Consider the following 21,745-nt stretch of genomic DNA (forward strand, 5'->3'; position numbering starts at 1 on the left):
CGGCGTGGCGTCGCCGTTGGCCGCACCAATACGGACGGAGGCACCGCCGTTGTCGACCACCTGCACGTCCAGCAGGGCCACGTCCACGAGACCGGCGACGCCGGTGTTCAGCGCGGCGGCCTCTGCGGTGTGAAGGCCGCGGGCCTCCATGTCGATGCTGTCCGCCGAGATGATGCCGTTCTTGCCGATCCACGCGTCGGTGTCCGCGTCGAGGTCGGTCCGGATCGTGGCGCTGCCAACGGAGACCGCCCCGGCAAACCCGGTGTTCTTCGACTGCGGACGGGCGGTGACGGTGTTGTCCGCGAGCATATGCAGTGTGCCGTCAAGCGTCAGGTCGGTGTCGTCGCCGATATATACCGCCCCGTCATGCGCGTTGCGTGCCGTGATGGTCGAGACCGAAACCGCGACAAGGCCTGCCGCGCTGAAGTTCGACGCGTCGGCCTCTACCGTCGTGCTGGACACGGCATCGAGGGTCACGTTGTTCGCCGTCACGTCGGAGTTGGACCCGACATAGGCCCGCGTAGCGGATTCCTGGCTGGCAGGATCCTTCTGGCCCACGACCGCGATCACGGTCATGTCGTTCACGTCCACGAGACCCGCGCCGCCCACAGATGCAATGGATGCGCTGGCCATGGGAACAAGCTGGTTGGCGTTGTCGAGGACCTTGGTGGTGGCCACACCTGTCAGGTTGTGGGCGCCGAGGTTGACCGTCGAATGGTCGCCGACGAAGGTTTCGGTGATCCGCGCCGCGTAGGCTTCGGAGGTCAGCACGGCCACGTCCACCGCACCGCTGACGGAGGTGCTGGCGACTTCGGACAGCGCCTGGGCGGCGACCTCGGTCGCGGTCAGGTTCACGTCGCCCGCCGTGAGGTCGGTATAGCGACCGACGTAGGCGCGGGTCTTGCCTTCCATCGCAGCGACGGAGGTGGCCAGCGATACGCCGACGATGCCCGCAGCGGCAAAGCCCCTCGTCTCCGCATCGGCAATGGTCGAACCGAGTGCCACGGCATCCACCGTACCGCGCGACACGCCATCCTGGCCCAGCACCCTGACCACCACGTCCGTTGTCTCGGTCGCGTCGTCATTGCGGCCAACGTAGGCCTCCACGTCGTTCGAGGTGATCGCCGTGGGCTTCAGCCCGTTCACGGCCACGCCGCCGGTGACGCCGACACTCAGGAGCTCGGCATCCGCCTTCGCGTCGCCATCCGCCAGCAGGTTGAGGTCGCTGACGTGTAGCTCGATGCCGTTGCCCGCATAGGCGCGCGTCTTGCCGCCTGCGATGGCGGTCGGCTCGAAGTTCCCGATCTGCACAAGACCGCCAGCCGAGACGGAATCCGTCCGGGAAATGGCGTCGATGTCGCCAAGGGCGGTCACATTCATGGAATCCACGCCGCCGGTGACGGCGACGACCGCCCCCGGAGCGCCGCCCGCTGCCACGTCGTCGGGCGCACCCACGAAGGCTTCGATGATGCTGCTGACGGTTGCGGTGGGCTTCAGGCTCGTGCCTTCGCCGATGAAACCGATCCCGAAGCTGGAGGCGAGGGCAACGGCCTGGTTGATCGCCCTGTCATTCGGGACAAGGGCATTGCCGGCGGACACATCCAGCGAGCTGGCGGTCAGGTTGACACCGTCGCGCACGAAGGCGGAAGTCCGGCCACTGACGTTCGCGTCATTCTGGAACAGGTTCAGGCTGAGCCCGAGGCTCGCGCTGAGGGAGTCGATGTCGGACACCGCCCGCATGTCGCTGTCGGCAGAGACACTGACGGCGCCGCCGGTGATGTCCACATCGGTCTGCACGTCCGATGCCACCAAGGCACGACCCGCGCCGATGAACGCTTCGACCGTTCCGTTGACCGTCGCGACCGACTTGATGTCGGTGACGGAGGCCAGCAGCCCGAGCGACAGGCTGGCGCTGCGCGCATAGGCGCCCATGCCGTATTCGTGCCCGCCGTAGTTCTCGGCGGCCCCGACCTGCGTGAAGGGCGTGTCGGCGAGGATCGTCAGGCTGTCGGCCTCAAGGTCGACGCCCTGCCCGACATAGGCCCGCACAGCACCCGAGATCGTCGCGCGCTGGTCGAACAGCGAGATGGCGATGGAGGAGGCGGTCAGGTTGCCGATGGTCGGCGCCGCATACATGTTGCCGATGGCGGTGATCGTCACGGCACCGTCGATGTCGACGATGCCGATGTTGCTCGACGGGGTGGCGTTGTAGGCCGAGCCCACATGCGCATCGACCGTGCCGCTCACCGTGGCGTTCGCCGTGATGTCGGTGAAGGCGACGACACCCGAGAGCGTCACACCGAGCGTCGTGGAGGTCGCGTCGTAGTCGCCCTGCGCATGCACCGCGAGCGAGGCTGCGTTCAGCGTGCCGCCCTGCCCGACGAAGGCGCGCGTGGTGCCCGCCACGTCCGTCGTGGTGTCGAAGATGCTGATCGCGGCAAGCCCGCCGAGGTTCGCGGTAAAGCCAAGGTCACCGAAACCGGCGGTGGCGTTCATGTCGGACCATGCGTCTATGGTGACCGCCCCCGTGATGTCGACAACACCCGCACCGCCCGTTACCGGCCCGTCGAAGGGCGCGCCGAGATAGGCGGAAACCTCGCCCGTCACAGTCGCCTCGCCTTCGAGGTAGGACACCGACGCAAGGCCTGCGAGGCTCGCGAGGATCGTATGCGTCGTGGCATTGTACTGGATCGCGTCCAGCGCCGAGTTCCCGGCATTGATGTCGAGGGTCGCCGCACTCATCGCCACGCCGTCCCGGACGTAGGCACGAGTCGCACCGCTGACTTCGGCCTTGGGCCGCGCGGCGCTGACCGTCAGGCCGAAGCTGGCGCCGACCAGCACGGTATCCGCGGCCGCGTCCATGGTGGCATCCGCTGCCACGACGACGGCACCGTCGCCCACATCGGCCCCGGTGGGCGTGATCGTCACCTGCGGAGCGGCGGTCAGGCTGGAGCCCGTGTCGTTCTGCGCGCCGATGAAGGCCTCGACCTCACCGCTGACGAGCGCCGAGGATTGCAGCACGCTGATCGAGGCAAAGCCCGAAATCGTGCCGGAGCGGACCTTGGCGGTCGCGTCCATGACATCGCCGTCCGCCGTCACGTCCAGGCGGTCCGCGTCGAGCACGGTGGTTTCGCCCACGTAGGCGCGCACGGCTCCGGAGACATCCGCCGTCGGCACCAGCACGTTGACCGAGATGCCGAAGGAGGCACCGATGCCCTCCGCCTCGGCGTTGGCCGTCTGGCTGCCGTTCGCGTCGATGAAGGCCCGGCCATTGCCATTGGCACCCTGCGTAAGCGTGATGGAGGTGACACTGTTCGCGGTGGGCGTGGCGCCTGCCATGGTGCCGGTGAAGGCCTCCGTCCGACTGTCGATAGTCGCATCCGCGATAGTCACATTCACCGAGAGCGCGCCGCCGATGGCGTAGAACTCGTTCAGCGAATTGGCTGCGTCGTTAGACGTTGCGATCACGTCCAGCGCACCGGCCACGACCTGCGTGCCCTCGCCCACATAGGCCAGCGTATCGCCGACCACGCTGGCCACCGACTTCGTCACCGTGGCACCGGCGAGCAGGCCGAAACCGCCCGCAACGCTGTCCGCCGTCGCCTCGTAGGCAGAGGTCGCCTCGACGTTCAGCTTGTGGCCGCCGATGTTCAGGACCGTCGCCGCAGGCGCCGTGCCCGCCGTCCCGGTCAGGGCCGAGGGGTCGAACCTGACGGTGCCGATGTCCTGCCGCTGCAGGCTCTGGACGCCGCTGCCCGCGCTGCTCAGGTCGATGAAGGTGCCGCGCTGAAGGTAGAAGTCCTCCGGCAGGTCCAGCGTGATGTCGATGATCACGTCATCGCTGGTCGAACGATGCAGGATGTGTTCCGCACCGCCGCCGGCCGAGGTCAGGTTCACGATGTCCAGATCCGGATCGAAGAGCACATCCGGCTCGCCCGTCCGCTGGATCGCATGGCCGAAGCCGGAACCGCCCGACGTCAGATCCACCCCGATGCCGTTGTTGGCATTCGCCAGCGAATCCGCGAGGCGGATCAGCCCGCTGCCCATGTCGATGACGTAGTAGGTGCCGCCGTCGCTCAACCCGTCGATCAGGCTGCCGGAGCCCTTGACGTAGGTGACTTCCTCGCCGGTGGTGAAAGCGGTTGCGGGTGTGCCCACGTTGATCGTGTCGTTGGTCGTGTCGACATAGCCGTCCAGGTCGTTCACGAGCCGGATGGTGCCGTCCTCGCCCGCGATCACGGTGTAGAACGCGCCGTCCACCAGCCCGCCGATGGCGGCATTGCCGTTGCTGTCGTACTGAACGACCTCGCCGGTGAAGAAGGGCGACGCTGGGTCGCCGACGAAGATGGTGTCGCCGCCGGTGTTCACCGCGGCACCCGTCGGGGCCAGCGCCGCCAGCTTCACCGTCCCGTCGTCGATGGCCTGCACGAGGTACGTGCCGCCGTTCACCAGCCCGCCGATGGCGCTGCCGGTGGTGGTGTAGACCACGGTTTCCCCGGTCTCGAACGCGATGCCGCCGGTATCGAGGGTCAGCGAATCCTCGGTATCGTCCGTATCCACGCCGGTGATCCCTGCCACCGTGTCACGGGTGAAGGTGTGGTTGCCGCCGGTTCCGGTCGAGGTCAGGTCCACCACCTCGCGGGCCAGGAAATCCTGATCCTCCGTCACGGTAATGGGGTCGAAGTTGATGTCCGCCTCGCTCGGGTTCACCCGCTCGATGGTGTGCGTGCCCGCACCCCCGGTGGAGGTCAGGTCGATCACGTTACCGTTCGGCGCGTCCATCAGCTGGATGCGGCCTCCCGACAGGACGTTCACGTAATAGGTGGTGTTGTCGGTCAGCCCGCCGATGACATCGTTGCCGTTGGCCTGGTAGCGCACCTCGTCGTTGGTCACGAGCGGCTCTGACTGATCGCCCACGCGAATGGTGTTGTCGCCGAGGTTCACAAGGCTCTCGCCGGTCCGCAGCGCGGCAAGCTGGATGGTCCCGGTCTCACCTGCCAGCACGTAGTACTGCTGGCCGCTCACCAGCCCGCCGATGGCGGTGCCACCGTTGGAACTGTAAGTGACAATCTCGCCATCCACGAAGGACACATCCTGGCCGGGCAGCGAAATGCGGTCCAGCCGCGTGTCCACAAGCGTGCCAGGTGCCACCTGACCGCCGACATAGGCCTCGGTCACGCGGTTCACCTGCGCGTCCATGATGGTGATCGCGCCGCCGATGCCGCCGACCGCGATGGCGTCGCCTTCCGGCAGGCCCTTGGCCACGCTGTCCGCCGTGACGTCCAGCGCCCCGTCCGCGGTGATCTGGGTGTTTCCATCGACCACGGCGCGTGTCGCGCCCTCGACGATGCCAGTGGAGACAAGCGCGGAGATCGCCAGCCCCACGGGCGACACCGCCACGCCGATGATCTCTGCCCGCGCCCAGTCGATGCTGTCCGCATCCACGTCCACGGTCGATCCAACGCCCTGCGCCGTCAGCTGCGATCCGCGCACGCGCGCGGTCACGTCGGTCTCCAGTTGCGAAACAGCCTCGCCCCCCGCACCGGCGCCGCCCAGCACGCCGTTGACGCTGACCATGCTGACCTCGGTGACGATGTCGCCGTCCTCATGGGTCGCGTCGGCATCGACGAGGATGTTGCCCGCCTCCGCCGTCACGGTGCTGTCGTCGATCGCCGCAAGCACCTGTGTCGCGATCAGATTCTTGCCGATGGCGACACTGATCGCAAAACCGACAAGGCCAAGGCTGACCGCGGCGGAACCGACCTGGGCGTTGGCCTCCAGCACATCATGCGCCTCGACCGTCACCGCGCCGTTGGCGGTCACGTTGGACGCCGCCTCGATGGTGGAGGACACTTCGCGTGTGACCGTGTTGATGCCTGACGCCCCCGCACCGGCGGCCGCCAGCGAGGCAAAGGCCACCGACGCCGAGAAGGCGAAGGCGATGGGCTGGGTGTCCAGTTGGCTCGACGTCTGCGCGGTGACGGTCACGGGACCGCCGTTTGAGTCGACGCGCGAATTCTGAACCCGGGCGATGGTCGATCCGGCCAGCGTGTTGGTCGCGACGGCAGCGGACACAGAGACCGCCAGACCGACGTAACCGCCAGACACTGCGATGGAAATCGCACGCGAGATCGCCGTCATCATGACCGAATCCTCGGCCGAGACGTTGACCGCGCCGCTGGCCGTGACCGCCTGGCCGTCTGCGGTGTCCGCGTTGTCGATCACCGCTTCGACAACCTGCGCGATGGTGTTGTGGACCACGCCCGCCGCCAGCGCGATGCTGCCGCCGAAGGTTCCGCCCGCAGCCGAAAGCGCGATGCCCGTCGCCTCGAGGTCGGAGGAGGTGGAGGACGACGCCAGAACGTCGACATTGCCGTTGCCGGCGACCACGTTGCTGTCGTCGATCTCTGCGCGGACGGTGCCTTCGATCTCGGTCTCTGCCACAATCACCGTGGCAGAGATCGACAGCGCCACAGAGCCGCCGGAGGCCGCCAGCGTGACGCCAAGCGCGTCCACGTCGATCCCGGACTGGTCCTGCGCGTCGAGGATCACCGCACCGTCCAGCGCCCGCACGTCGGAGCCGCCGAAGATCGACGCCTCGACCAGGCTGCCCGCGTTGACCCGCGTCACGACGCCGGTGCCCGCGCCGGAAATACCGACCGCACCGCCGGAGACTGCTACGCCGATGCCGTAGCCTTCCACGTCGATGGTGCCCGATGCGAGGGCCGTCAGTGTCACGTCGCCGCCTGTGGTGCGCACGTCGGACCCGCCGATGTGCGCCTTGACGGCGGTGTCGTAGTTGACCTCCACAAGGGTCACGGCAACAGAGACCGCACCGCCGCCCGCGCCGACGCCCACGGCCATTGCCGCTGCGGCGGTGGCGTTGGTGATGGTGGAGGCGTCCTCGGCGTTGATCGTCACGCCGGTATCCGCATCCACGTCGGGCGAGTCGATGATCGACGCCTCGACTGTGTTCGACATGGACGAGACGGACTTCGCCCCTGCCCCGGCCCCGGCAATGCCCACGTAGCCACCCGCAACGGAAATCGCCGCCGCCACGGCTGTCGCGTCGATGGTGTTCTCATTGCGCGCGTCGACCGTGATCTGACCCGCCGCATCCACGTCGGATCCCTGGATGGTGGCGAGCGTCGTGCCGGTCAGTTCGTTGGTCGTGACCGTCGCCGCGATGGCGAGGCTGATGGACGCCCCGCCGCTGCCCGCTACGCCGACCGATGCCGCCACCAGCGTGGCGCTGATGGAATTGGTGTCGTCGGCTTCGACCGTCACGCCGCCAGCCGTCGTTGTGACGTTGCTGCCGCGGATCGACGCCTCGCCGCCGCCACCGATGAAGTTGTCCGCCACGGCGCCCGCACCCGCCGCCGAAAGGCTGAACGAGCCGGAGACCGAGATCGACACGGAGACCGCCGCGCTGACGGCGGTGATCGACCCGTCGCGCAGCGAGGTGACGGAGACGCTGGTCGCATCCACGTCGCTGGCGTCGATGCTGGCCAGCGTGACGGTGGAAATCGAGTTCGTGGCGATGGGCACCGCGATGGAGATGGAGATCGCGGCGGTCGAGCTGCCCGAGATGGACGCCGCGACGGAGGCGACTTCCGCCTCGATGGACGAGCTGTCGGTGGCCGAGACGGTGACCGCGCCCGCCGCATCCACGTCGCTGCCGTTCTCGATCAGCGCCTTGACGCTGTTCGTCATGGTGTTGGTAGCGCTGGCCCCGGCCCCGGCACCGGCGGCACCGAAGCTGCCCGACGCCGACACCGACAGGCTGGCCGCCACGGCGGTCGCATCGATTGTATTGTTCGCAGTAGCCGCCACGTTGACGCCACCGCCAAGGGCATCCACATCGGATCCGGAGATCCGCGCCACCAGCGCGCCGGAAAGGGTGTTCTCTGCCAGCGTGACGGCCACGGCCCCCGCGACGGAGGCCGAGCCGCCGACCGCGACGGCTGCCGCGCCCGATACGATGGTCGCCGTGATCGTCGACGTATCCGAAGCGGTGACGCCGATTGCACCGGACGCCTGCACCTGAGGCGCGTTCAGGATCTCGGCGCCGAAGGTGTTGGTGATGGTGTTGCTGACATCGACACCCGCGCCTGCACCGGACACCGCGACGCTGCCGCTGCCCGATACGCTGATTGCCGCCGCGACACCGGTCGCGGTGATCGACTTGGTGCTGACGGCATCCAGTGTGACGCCGCCGCCTTGCGCCACGACGCTTGCCGTATCGATGGCTGCGCGGCCGGTACCGCCTATCACGTTCTCGCTCAGCGCCACTGCAACCGAAAGGCTGCCCGCCACGCCGCCGCTGCTCAGGGAGACGGAGACCGAGGCCGCGATCACGTCCGCGTTGATCTGTGCGCTGTCGGTCAGGCCGATGCCCACCGCGCCGCCCGCCGTCACGCCGCTGTCGGAGACGATGGCGTCGGTGCTGCCGAGAATGGTGTTGTTCGCCTGTGCCAGCGCCAGCGCCGCTGCAAGCGACACGCTGCCGCTGGTCGCGCTGACCGCGATGGCCACCCCGACGGAGGTCGCGTCGATCTGGCTGCTGTTGGTGGCGTCCACCGTCACTGCGCCGCCGGTTGTCATTACCGGGGTGTCGTCGATGCCCGCAAGGACGACGCTGGAAATCTCGTTCGTGGCCAGCGCGATGGCCGCCGACATGGCGAGCGACACCGTGCCGGACCCTGCCGAGACGGAGGCTGTCGCGGCCACCAGCGTGGCGTTGATCGTGCTGCCGCTGACCGCGTCGATGTCGAGCCCGCCGCCGATGCTGGCAATGTCCGCGCCGAAAATGCCCGCGGTGGTCGATCCGCCGATGGTGTTCTGCGCCTGCGCGACACCGAAGGCGCCGGCAAACGACACGGTGCCCGACCCGATGGATACCGCAACGGCCGCGGCGACCTGCACCGCGTCGATGGCCTTGGTCGAGTCCGCCTTGATCGTCACCGCACCGCCCGCGTCGATCCCGGACGAGACGACATGCGCCGCCACCGTGTTCGAGATGCTGTTGTCCGCAAGGGACACCGCGGCGGACAGCGTGATATTGGCTGAGCCGGAACCGCCCAGGTCGGCCGAAATTGCCGCCGTGACGACGGTCGCCGTGACGCTGGCCGCGTCCGTTGCAGTGATGTCCAGCGCACCGTCCACGATGGCGTCGGACGCGCCCAGAACGCCGGCCTCGACCGTGTTGCTGATGCTGTTGTCGGCGTTGGCACCGGCACCCGCCCCGCTCAGTGACACGCTGCCGCCGCCGGTGCTGACCCCGAGCGAGGCCGCAACGGCGGTTGCCGTGATCGACCCGTCGGAAGAAGCGTCGAGCCGCATCGCACCGCCCGTGGACCGGACTTCGGAGCCGCCCTCGATCACCGCGCGCGTGGTGTTCTGGATGACGTTCTGCGCGTCGCTCACCGCAACGGTCAGGGAGGCGGATGCGCCGCTGCCGCCGCCCACGGAAACCGACGCTGCCACCGCCACCAGCGTGGCGGAAATCTCGGTCGAATCCACGGTGTCGAGCGTGACATCGCCTGTGGCCGTCACGTCGGCATTGCGGATCACCGCCAACACGGAATTGGTCGTTTCGTTGTAGGATCGGGAGCCCGCCCCGGTCAGGGAGGCCGACGCCCCGCTGCCGCTGCCAAGGCTGACACCGACCGACGCCGCGGTGACGATCGCGGTGATGACCTTCTCGGACGACGCATCCATGTCGACCGCGCCGCTCAGTGTCGCATCGACGGAGTCGATCAGCGCTTCGGTCGTGGAGGTGATGGTGTTGTCGGCGACCGACACGTTCACCGCGCCCGAGACGGACACGCTGCTGCTCGACGACGAGACGGCCAGGCCAACCGATGTCGCATCCGCCGTGATGTTGCCGCTGTCCGTGGCGCTGACCGTCAGGTCGCCCGCCACGACGGAGTCCGAGTCTCCCCCGGCCGTGTCGGTCACGAGGGCGCGGGTCTCCAGGTTGATGTCGTTGAGGGAGACCGCGACGTTAGCGCTCACACCGACCGATGCACCGCTCTGGGAGGTCGAAACGCTCAGCGAGACGCCGAAGGCCGTGGAGTCGATGGAGGCGGTGTTGTCCGCGGTGATCGACACGTCCTGCGTGCCGGCGTTGATCGAGGTATCTTCGGATTCCGCAATGGCGGATGCCGTCACGTCGTTCAGCGTGACCGCGATCCCGAGGCCGACGCCCACCTTGGCACCGGTGCCGCTGCCCACGTTCAGCGCAATGCCGAGAGAGCCGGTGGTCGCGTCGATGCGCCCCGCCTCGGCCGCGTTGATCGTGACCGGACCGGTGGCGGTGATGCTGCTCTGCCGGACGGAGGCCAGCACGGAGGACGTGACCTCGTTGCCGGAACCCGACCCGGCGCCGGACAGGGACAGCGTGCCGCTGCCGGACGACAGCGATCCCGAGACGGCAAAGGTGAAGGCGTCGATCTCGGAGGTCGACAGCGCCTCGGTCGTGAAGGCGGCGGAGGTGACGGTGGCGGCGTGCACCTCTGCCGTGGTGGTCTTGGTGATGTGGTTCACGGCCATGGCCGCACCGATGGCAACCGCGCCCGCATTGTTGCCGCTGCTGGCGGTGGAGACGGCCAGCGCACCCGCACCGGCATCGGCGTTGATCTTCGCGTTATCGAGCGCGTTGACGGAAACCGCACCGCCCGCTGCACTCACCACCTGCACGCCCGAGGGGTTCGAGATGCTGGCGATGGTGGTCGCGTCTATGTAGTTGCCGGACCCGGAGCCCGCGCCACCGAAAGCGGTGGAGCTGTTCGAGACGGAAGCCGACCCGGCGATGGTCAGCGTATCGACCTCGGCGTTGTTGATCGCGTCCATGTCCACGCTGGCCGCCGTGATCGGCGTGTCCGTCACCGTGGCCCGGATGGTCTGCGTGATATCGTTCACCGCGACGGACGCCCCGACGGAGCCCGCCGTGGTCCCCCCTTGCGACTGGCCGGTGCTGAGTGCAAAGGCCACACCGCCGGAGTCGGAGGTGATGTCGGAGCTGTCCTCTGCCTGGATGCTGAGCGCGCCGGTGGTGGCGATCTCGCTGTCGGCACCCACCTCTGCCAGTACCTCGTTGTCCACGAGGTTCACCGTCACCGCACCGGCCCCGGCGAACTTGATGTCGCCGCCGCTGGAGCTTTGCTGGTTCGACGACCCGGTGTCCACGACACCCGCAATCGCGATCACCAGCGTGTCGATGTCGGTCGCGCCATGTGCGTCGAGCGTGACGCCGCCGCCCTTCGACCGCAGCGTGTTGTCGCCAAGCGCGGTGCCCCAGACGGACTGGTCGGAATCGATCACCGCGACGGATCCGGTCAGGCCCACATCGCCGTTCAGCGCGAAGGTGCCGCCGCCGGCATCCTGGCCGATGGTGGTCTGGTCCGTGCCGCGAATGGTGATGCCCTGCAGGGCGTGCGCTTCGAGGTTGTTGGCCGCCGCGTCGGCATTCACGTCCACGTCGTCGCCCAGCACAGCCTTCGTCTCGCCTTTCAGGACGGCGATGGTCACGGCCCCTGCGATGCCGATGGTCGTACTGCTGCCGCCACCCGACTGGCTGCTGCCACCGCCGCCGCCGTTCGAGCCACTGTTGTCCGACCCGAGGGAGGCCGACGCCGCGATGGCAAGCTGGTAGAGGGCGTCGTAGCTGGAGGCCGTGACGGCCAGGCCGCGCACCGTCTCTGTCACCGGATCGCCGTTGCTGTCGAAAGTGTCCCCTGCGATCTCGACACCGCTGGCCCCGTTGCCGCGCGCCACTATGTCGGTGCCGTTGCCGATGATCGCCTGCGTGTCATCAAGGTCGACCAGCACGTCGACGGAGATGCCGACCGCCGAACCGCTCAGGCTGCCGCCGCCCGATCCTGCATAGCTGTCCGCGATGGTCTTCGACCGCGCCTGCACCACGACGCTGCCGTCCGCCGCAACGGAGGCTGCACCGTCCGCCGCGTCGAGCGCGTTGTTGATCCGGGCCTGGGTATCCGTGATGTTGACCAGAACGTTTGCGCCACCCGCGCCTGAGGTGCTGTCGCCCGCGCCGACGTTCACCGCGAGCTGGAAGAAGTCCTCGACGGACTGCGCTTCCACGATGATGTTGCCACCGGCCTGCAGCGTCGTGGGTGTCCCCAACGGATCGCCGCCTTCGATGATCGCAAGCGTCGTCGCCTCGTGCACCGTCACGTCGAGACCCACGCCGACACCGGAGCCGCTGGTGGAGAAGCCGAGAGGCCCGGCGGAATCGGTCACGCGCGTCTCGGACTCGGCACGGACCGAGATGTCGCCGGTCGTGGCCGTGATGGTCGACCCTGCGCCGACGATGGCGCGCGTGTCGGGTGTGAATACGTTGATGACCGCCGATCCGGCACCCGCATCGGAACCGCTGCCTTGCTGGTCGCCGCCGCCGGAGGCGATGGAGGCCCCGATGGCAAGGCCGGTCACGAAGAGTCCGGTCTCGATCTCGCCGATGCCGAGCGCCTCGGGCAGCACGTCGGGGATCACGATTTCCATCGGGACGATCTCGCTGTCGGCCAGCATGCTGACCGAGCCCTGAGCCGTCACCGTGGCACCCGCGCCGATGCTCACATCCGTGTCGATGGGCACGATATTGACCGCCACGGCCGCACCGACGCTGGTGCCGCCATCGCTGCCCGACCCGCCGCCACCGCCGCCGTTGCTGTTGCTCAGCAGGAGCGATGCGCCGCCCGCGATGTTCTGGACGCCGACGCTTTGCCGCGCGGTCATATCCACATCGCCGCTGACCGCGGTCACGGTGGCGCCATCCGCGATGGAGGCGTCCGTGTCGCTTTCGTAGTAGTTGACGCCAGCCGCACCCGCGATGGCGAGCCCGCCGTTGGTGTTGGTGCCGCCGCCGCCCTGGTTCTGCTGCTGGTTCGACTTCTGCTTGACGCCCGCACCGGCCAGCGCGACCGTCTGCATCTCGTTCGTCTCGCCGTCGGAGGTCCCGGCCTCCACGGTCAGAGAGCCGGTGGAGATGGTGCCCGCGGCGACCGTGGCCTTCGCCTTCAGCACGGCGACGTTCACCGCGACCGCGGCGCCCACACCTGTCTGGCCGTCGGAGGTGTTGAGTGCCAGCCCGGTGGCGATGGACGACGCATCCGCATCGTTCAGCGCCCGGACCGTCATGTCGCCGGTCGCGTTTATGGTCACGTCCTCGACCACGGCCTCCGCGTCGGAGACGATCACCGTCGCCGCGATGGCACCTGCCACCTGCACCGCTCCGCCGGTGGTCTGCTGGGTCGACTGCTGGCCGTTGCCGCCCTGCCCGCCCGGATTGGTCGTCTGGGTGGCCGCAGTGTTGTTGCCGCTCTGGACCTGAGAGCCGGGCTGCGGGTCGTTCAGCGTCGCGCCCGACTGCTGGTTCGCCGCGCCGGTGGCACTGGCCGATTGTTCGTTCGCCGTGGTGCCGTCGCCGTTCGACTGCTTCTTCTTCGCCCCCTGAGAGCTGCCCTGCGAGACGGTGAGCGCGGTGGTGACGCTGGTGGCAGAGACGGTCACATCGTCCGCCGTGGGCCCGGTGGCCGAGACATCGCGGCCAAGCAATGCCCGCGTGTCGTCCTCTGCCCAGGCCATGCCAAGCGCGATGCCCACGCCGGTATTGCCCTTGGTGTCGGCGTCGGCCTCTGTCAGCAGGTCGAGCGTATGCGCCGCCGTGACCGAGAGGTTGCCGTCCACCGACAGGCCGGTGGCCCCCGCGGGTACCGTCGCCTCGGTGTCGTTGAGAGAGACCATCAGCGCGAGGGACCCGCCGACGGAGGTGCCGTCTGTCGCCGTCGTCACGCTGCCCGCCTTGGCCTGTGTGGCCGCGACGTGATCGCTTGTTGCCGAAACCGAGAGGTCGCCGAAGTCCGCGAGGGTCGCACCGCCCGCGACGGAGGCCAGGACGTCATGCTCGGACACGCCGATGGCAAAGGACAGGCCCAGTCCCAGCGACTTGCCGGCGGTGTCCTTGGCCGACAGGGCGCGCGTCAGGGTGTAGGTTGCGGCCTTCGCCTCGACCGTGCTGGCGCCACCGCCCGTGACTGTCAGTTGCGCCGTCTCGCCATACAGCGCCGAGGTTTCGCCAAGCGCCACGTTCACCGCGACGGAGCCCGCGACGCTGGTCTTGCCGCCCGATGCGCCGGACACCGAAGTGGCGCCGTTGCTGTGCGCCGCCTCCGTCAGCTTGTGCGCGTCGCCCGACGCGGCAGAAGTCAGCTCGATGGCCTCGCCCTTCATCGCGTCGTCGCGGCTGGCGGCCAGCTTCAGCCGTCCGTCCGCCTCGACAATGGCAAAGTAGGTCTCACCGTCCGTCAGCCCGCCGATGGCGGCACCGTCGGTGTCATAGACCACCGCTTCGCCCGTCTGGAGGCCGCCCGGATTGTCGAAGACGATCTCCACCCGTGTCTCGTCGGGGTCGAATTCAACCGGATCGGCGGTGGTGTTCTCCGGCGTCTGTGCCGTGCGCACCAGTTCATGGGCATCGCCCGCGCCCTGGTCCTTCAGGTCGATGGCCTTGCCTTTCTCCGCATCCGACTGGCTGGCGGCAAGCTGGATCGTGCCGTTGTCGCCGAGGATGACGTAGTAGTCCGTGCCGTCGGTCAACCCGTCGATGGCGGTGCCGCCCGCGCCCATGTTGTAGGTGACCTGCTCACCCGTGGTGAACGCCACCTCCGGCTCGCCCACGAAGATCGTGTCGGCGTCGGTATCCACGGCGGACAGTTCGCTGGCCTCGACCTTCACCTCGCGCGCCGCCATGACCGCCTGCACGTTGATCCCGTTGCCGGTGACTGACGCGTCGTTCATCAGGGCGATGTTGTCGATCTGTGCGACGTTCACCGCGATGGCCGCGCCGATGGTGGTGTCGTTCGATGTGTTGTTGCCCTGGCTCGCCTTCTTCTTGAGCGTGGCCTGCCCGTCCGCGCGGGCGTTGGCATCGTCATTGGCCTCGGACTTCACCGTGACGGCCCCGTCCGCCTCGACCGTGATCGGGGTGCCCGGCGCACCGGCCAGAACCGCGCGCGATTCCGTCTGCGCGATGTTGATGCCGATGGCGGCGGCGACGGTCAGCTGGCCGCTGTTGGTCTGCTGGCGGTTGCTGGGGCTGGTGGCGGTGTTGCCCGTGCCCGATGTGGCCGAGCGGTTGTTGGCCTCGGTCACCTGGTTGTCGGTCTGGCTCTGGACGCTGCCGCCGGATGTCTGCGCCTGACCTTGGGAGTTCGCCTGCTGGGACCCCACGGCAGAGGCGCGCGCGTCGCCCCGGCTGACGGTCACGGCGGCGGCGCTGACCAGCACCGCACCGCCCGCCGTCACCGAGCGGGACAATGTGGCAACCGCGCTGTCGAAGGTGATCGTCAGGGCCAGCGACGCGCCGATGGCGGCATTGGTCGCATCTGCGCTGCCGTTGGCGTCGGTGGAGGTGTCGGCATCAAGCGACGCCTTCACCGTCAGGTCGCCGAGGATGGTCAGTTCGGCACCGGAGGGCAGGTCCGCGCGCACGGCGTTCTGGGCCACGCTGATCCCGATGACCGGCGTCACCGCCGATCCGCCCGCCGCCTCTGCCCCGCCCTCGACGCTGGTGGTCATGGCGTGGGTGCCGTCGGCCTCGATGGTCAGGTTCTGCGCGCCGGTCAGCGCGGCATTCCCGCCCAGCGACGCCTCCGTCAGCATGTCGGAGACGTTGACGCCGATGGAGACGCCCACGCCGATGGTGTTGCCCGACTTGGTTGAGCTGGACCCGGTACCGCTGGTGCCGCTTGTCCCGCCGGAGGACGAGGACCCGGTCGACTGCGCCTTCTTCGCGTCGGTGGCTGCCCCTGCCACGACCGAGGATTCAGTCTTCGAGACGGATTTCACCACGACGTCGCCCGCGCCCGTGATGGCCACGACCGCGTCGTTCGACACGAGCGCGGAGGTCGACACACTTGGCAGGTTCAACGCGAAGGACCCCGCCACGCCGGTGGAGCCGCCGCTAGCGCCCGAGGTCGCCTTGGCGCCGAATGTGTGGGTGTCATCGTCGCCGCGCTCGAACATCAGCGCCTGAATCGTCAGGCCGCCGGCCGTCACATCCGCGTCGCCAAGCGTCGCGTCGATGTCGGCGGAGCCCCAGTTCAACGCCACGGCGGCGCCGATGTTGGTGCTGTTGGTACCGGAGGTGGGAATCGTCGTGGCGCTGCCGTCCGCTTCCGCCTGCGCGTCCATGTTGCCGCGCGCCGTGACCTCCACCGCGCCCGTGGTATTGACCACCGCGCCGTTGTCGATGCTGGCGATGACATCCATGTCGGCAATGTTGAGGCTGATCGCTGCGGCGACCGTCAGGCTGCTGCCGTTGTTCGACGCGTTCGCCTGGCCCTGCCCGGTGGACGCGGACGACGGGGTCGCCCCGCTGCTGGTCCGGGCCGCGCTCTGGCTTTGCGCCTGACCGGCCTGCGCGCCGGTCTGGTCGTTGACGTTCTGGCTGCTGTTGTCTTCCGGCGCGCCCGTGGCGCTGGCCTGGCTCTCGGTCGTGGAGGCAGAGGCGCCCTCTGCCGTCACCGACACGCCGCCGCCGGTGGAGGTCACGTCGCGCAGCAGTTGCGCCGTGACGTCATCTTCGGCCACGGTCAGTGCGAAGGAAATGCCCACGGCCGCGTCGGTGCCCTTCGTGTCGCCCTTCGCGATGGTCGTGGTGTCCGCCACATGGGTGGCCTTGGCGGTCAGATCGCCGCCGATGGTCAGCGCATCGCCGTCCTCGAACACGGCAGAGGTGTCGTTCATGGCGACGGAGATGCCCAGTACCGGCGTGGCGCCCGTGCCGCCGGTGGACTGCGCGCCGCCCTCGACATTGGTCAGCATCGAATAGGTGCCCGATGCCTCGACTGTCACGTCATCCGGGGACCCGGTGACGGTGTCCAGAAGCGCGCCCCCTTCATAGGTTGCCCGCGTGTTGTGATCCGTGATGTTCAGACCGAAGGAGAAGCCGACCCCGGTCTTGCCCGCCTCGGACTGCTGCGCGTTTGCGTCGACCCCGGCCATCGTCTCGGCCGTTGCCGAAACGGTCAGCGCGCCCACCGCGCCATCGCCGCCGGTGCTGTCCCGCAGGACCGCCGTCGAGGTATCCGCATGGGTTGCGTTGGTGTTCACCTCGGCGACGTTGATCGCCAGCGATCCTGCGATGCCGAGGTCGCCGTCGGACGCACCCGACGTGGAATCCGCTGCGGCGCGGCTGACTGTCTCTGCCAGCTGGTGCGACGTGCCGCTTCCGGCGGAGGTGATCTCGATCGCCTCGCCCTTCAGCGCGTTTTCACTGCTGGTCGCCAGCTTCAGGTCGCCTTCTTCGTCGATGATCGCGAAATAGGTTGTGCCATTGGTCAGGCCACCGATGTCAGTGTCGGTGCCGTTCGTCGTGTAGGTGACCGCGTCACCCGTCCGCAGGCTCGACTTCTCGCTGCTGTCGAGGCCGAACACGTCCGTCGTCGGATCGAAGGTCTTGGCGTCCTCGGTGCCCTTCTGAAGCTGGTGCTCGCCGGAGGCGGCGTTCAGCGACAGGTCGATGGTCACCGCCGGATCTGCGTTTGCGTCCGGCTCCGTCGCGGCCAGTTTCACCCGGCCATTTGTGTCTTCGACGATGTAATAGGTCTGGCCGCTGGTCAGGCCGCCGATGTCGTTACCGCCGCTGTTGTTCGTGTAGACCACCGCGTCGCCGGTGCTGAGCCCGTGGTCCTCACCCAGGAAGATCGTGTCGGCGTCCTCATCCAGCGCCTTGCCGGACTGGACGGTCAGCGGCACGTTGCGGGTTGCGACGCCGGAGCGGATCTCGATCCCGTCGCCGGTCAGCGTGGTGCCCGCGCCGGAGGATGCCAGCGTCGAGACATTGGAATAGGTCAGCGATGCTGCCGCACCTATGGAGCCACTCGTCCCCTTCGACGCGCTGCCATCGGCGTCGGCCAGGGCATCCACGTTCGACAGGGCGACAAGCGACAGGCCCTCATCTGCGGTGATCGACACGCCGTCCGCCGGAACCGTCACCGTGTCCACGTTCTGGATCGTCAGCGAGATTGCCGCCGCGACGGACATCTTGCCGCCACCCTGTCCCTCAGCCGACTGTGTGTCGGTGGTGCGCGGGCCGGAGCCGGTGCGGGCCGCTGCCTGATCGTCCGCGAACCCGGCCTGCTGCGAGGTGGTGTCATCCACGCCTTCAGGGCTGGAGCCGTCATCTTCCGCCGCACCTGCCGCCGACGCCTTGGCGTCAGTACGCGACCGGATCAGGCTGGTGGAGGTCAGCGCGATGGCGCCGCCGGTCGACGCCAGGTCGCGCAGAACGCGAACCATCGAGGTCTGTTCGTCGACCGTCAGGCCGAAGGACACGCCGACGGCTGTGCCGCCCTCCGCATTGCCTTCGCCGGTCGTCTCTGCGCCCGCGTCATGGGTGGCACTGAGGCCAATGTCACCGGCAAAGCTGACAGCGCCCGTACCGACACCGATTTCCGCCGCCGTGTCGCTGAACAGCATGGTGATCGCAGCCACCGGAACAAAGGCCGTGCCGGAGGCCCCGCCCGTTGCGCCGCTCTTGGCCACGGTCTCCACGTCCTGGTTGCTGGTCGCAGACAGGGTCAGGTCCGCGCCATTGGTGATCGTGGCGTTGTCGTCCACACCGGCAAAGGTCTGGTAGTCGATGATCGCCAGCGCGACCGAGGCGCCGACGCCTGTCGATTCACCCGTCACGCCGTCCTCGGAAGGCACGGCGCGCGTCACGGTGCGCGTCTCCGACAGCGCCGACACGCTCAGGTTCGATCCGTTCAGGTCCAGGGTCCCGCCCACGGTGGCCGTCACGTCGGCGAGGCCCACATGGATGGCCAGCGAACCGGCGACGGCGGTCTTCGCCCCGTCCCCGATGCCGGAGATCGCCTCGATGCTGAAGGTCTCGTCGGCGTCCATGTGCGCAAGGAGCGTCACACCGTTCGCCGCGGTCAGATCGCCGCCGGTGATCGCCGCGCTGACACTGGAATCGACGATCCCGATGGCCACGCCGATGCCCACACCGGTCGCGCCGCCGCCCGATCCGGTGACGGAGGCGTCCGCCTTCGTCGTCACGCTGTCGGTGGTGAGCGCCGTCAGGGTCAGCGCCTGTCCGCTGTTCACCGTGCCGCCCAGCGTCACCAGCGTCACCGGCCGGTAATCCGTCACCGCCACGGCGCCCGCGAAGCTCACGCTGCCGCCCTGGCCCGCCGCCTGGTCGCTGGTGTCGCCGTCGTCGTTCGGGTCCTGCAGACGCTGCTCAGACTGGTTGGCTCCCGCGCCGTCGTCGGCGCCGTCCTGGGTTGAGATCGCCTCGGTCGACACGACCGACGTCAGGGTCGAGGCCAGTGCCACATCGCCACTGCCCGCGGTGATCGAGGCGGTCGAGGCCACGCTCATGGAGGTGGTGATCCCGATGGTCGCAACCGCCAGCGTCGCGCCCTTCGCGCCTGCCTCGGTCGAGCCGTCTGCCTTCGTTGCCACGTTCAGTTCGGACACGGCGCCAAGTGTCACGGCACCGGAGGTCGCGGTGATGGCACTTGCCCCGTCGACGACGATGGCGCTGTCGCCGTAGACTGCCACGACCGAAACCGCCGCATCGGCGGTCGTCGAATTGGTGTCGTCGGCATCCGCGTCGTCCGCCACGGTCACGTCGATATCGGCGGTTGCAGTCGCTGTCACGCTTTCGGCGGACAGAGTCGCCCCGTCGATGCGCACGGCGACATCCGGCAGGGCCACCACGCCGGTCAGGTCGAGCACGCCGGCGCCGGCCAGATCGCCGGTGCCCGCGGAAATGTTCACCGCACCTTCGGCGGTCATGACAAGCGCGCCACCGGCGGTGATGCTGCCCGACACCTCGACGGTCGCCGTGGTCGCCGCGACGAAGAAGCCTTCAAGGCCGATGCCCTGCAGGAACGACGGGGAATCGCCGTCCACGATCACGCCATCGTCCTCGGCCAGCGCATTCAACGTCACCGTCCCGGTGGAGGTGTGGCTGCCGACTGTCTCAATGTTGGCCGTGATGCTGCCGGTCACGTCTATGATCTCGGCGTTGACGGTCAGGTCGCCTACGGTCAGGTCGCCGGCGATCACCACCTGGTCCTTGTCGCCCTGCCCGTCGATGGTCAGGTGGATGTTGCCCAGGTCGACCGGGCCGGAAATCGTCACCTTGTCGCGCGACAGGAACGGGATCGCATCGCCCTGGAAATCCGCGCTGTCACCAAGATTGATCGTCAGCGACTCGGTCGGCAGCGTGGCGATGTTCACCGTCTCGAAGGTCAGGCCGGCGGGAATGTTGGGGGGAATGGTTATGCCGAACAGGCTCGGCGTGATGTGCAGGCCCGTACCGTCCTGCGTGATTTCCGCGGTGTCCGACATGCTGGACAGGTCGATGACCCGGTTCGCGGCATCCGAATTGTCGTTGATCGGCTCGAGCCCGGCGTAGTTCAGCGAAACGCCGTCGCGGGTGATGACCCCTGAGTGCAGATCGTAGGCGAGGTATTCGACGCTCTGGAACGATCCGCCGTCGAAGACCAGCGTGTCGAAACCGCCGGTCCCGCCGTCCAGTCCGCCAGAGAGGGAGCCCCCGGCCTGAACGAGGAAAACGTCCTCCGTATCGGCGGCGCCAATCAGCGTCTCCACCGAAACGAAGGACACACCTGCAACCTCGCCGGCATTCTCGCCGGTCACGGTCCAGGTCAGATCCACCGGCGGTCCGGTCACGGCGTCTGTCCCTGCGCCACCGCTCAGGAGCACGCGGCCCGCAAGTCCAGTGTCCAGCGACTCGAGGGCGATATCGTCGTCTCCCACTCCAGCATCGACGGTGATCGTCCCGGTCTCGGCGGTGAAGGTGTAGGCCAGCAAGCCATCGCCAGCTATCGTGCCGATGTTGTCGGCCGTGCTGCCGCTGTTGTCCTGGATGCGGATGTTCTGGCCATGCGTCGTCGCGTCGGAATAAAGACGGTCCGTCGCGGTGTTCTGGTCGTGCACCGCCTCCGTGCCGGTCAGCGACAGGCTTAGGGTGTGGCTGACGTCCGACATCTTGATGTCCGCCGACCCTTCGCCGCTGATGCTGAGCGTCACGGCATCCAGCGTCGCGCCGGACAGGGTGACAGTGTCCGCGCCGTCGCCGCCGTCGAAGCGGATGTCGATGGGCGACACGAAGCCGTCGCTGAAGTCCAGTTCGAGTGAATCGTCGCCTGCCGTGCCCGTAACCCGGACGTAGGTGATTTCCTGCACGAGACGCTGGGCGATGAGGGAATTCGCCTGCTTGTCGTACAGGTTGATGGATTGCGTCAGGGAGTCGTACTTGAGCAGGTAGTCGTTTCCTGTCGTCATCGACATGTCCGCGAGGAACGGCGCAGCATCGGCCGACAGCAGGAAACGAGGCTCCATCGCCTCCATCTTCAGCCCTGGCAGTTTCCCACCGGGCGCCATGCGCCTGGTCCTTCGGAAAGATCGTGTCCCGAGGTCGGTAAACCACGAAAAAGCCTGATCCCAAGATGCAGTGGAACGCTTCTCGCGCTTGCTGGAACGCGGTTCGAACGGCAGTGCCATCGAAGTCTCCCTCGGACAGTGTGCCGACGTCTGCCGTCTAACTAATTGATCGCGCATAAAAATTGCGCACCAAACTTACACTGGAAAACAAGAGCGAAGAGCAGCCATCGACAATAAGCGATGAATCTATCGGCTTACCCTAGGTCAGGGCGTCTCACGAACCAAGGTTTTTTTCTTG

General features: G+C 67.9%; 1 protein-coding gene (running past one end of the window). It reads right to left on the minus strand.

The genetic code is table 11. From position 1 onward, the window contains the following. A protein-coding gene (locus tag QNI11_RS10080; RefSeq protein WP_283983305.1) for an LEPR-XLL domain-containing protein crosses the window boundary here: on the minus strand, positions 1-21,447 show its 5' portion. Its footprint begins 17,646 nt before the window's first position; 21,447 of the gene's 39,093 nt are visible here — the first part of the coding sequence; its start codon is at positions 21,445-21,447; its stop codon lies beyond the left edge, outside the window. Positions 21,448-21,745: the final 298 nt, after the last annotated feature.

The organism is Sagittula sp. MA-2 (assembly GCF_030126985.1).
Classification (GTDB): Bacteria; Pseudomonadota; Alphaproteobacteria; order Rhodobacterales; family Rhodobacteraceae; genus Sagittula.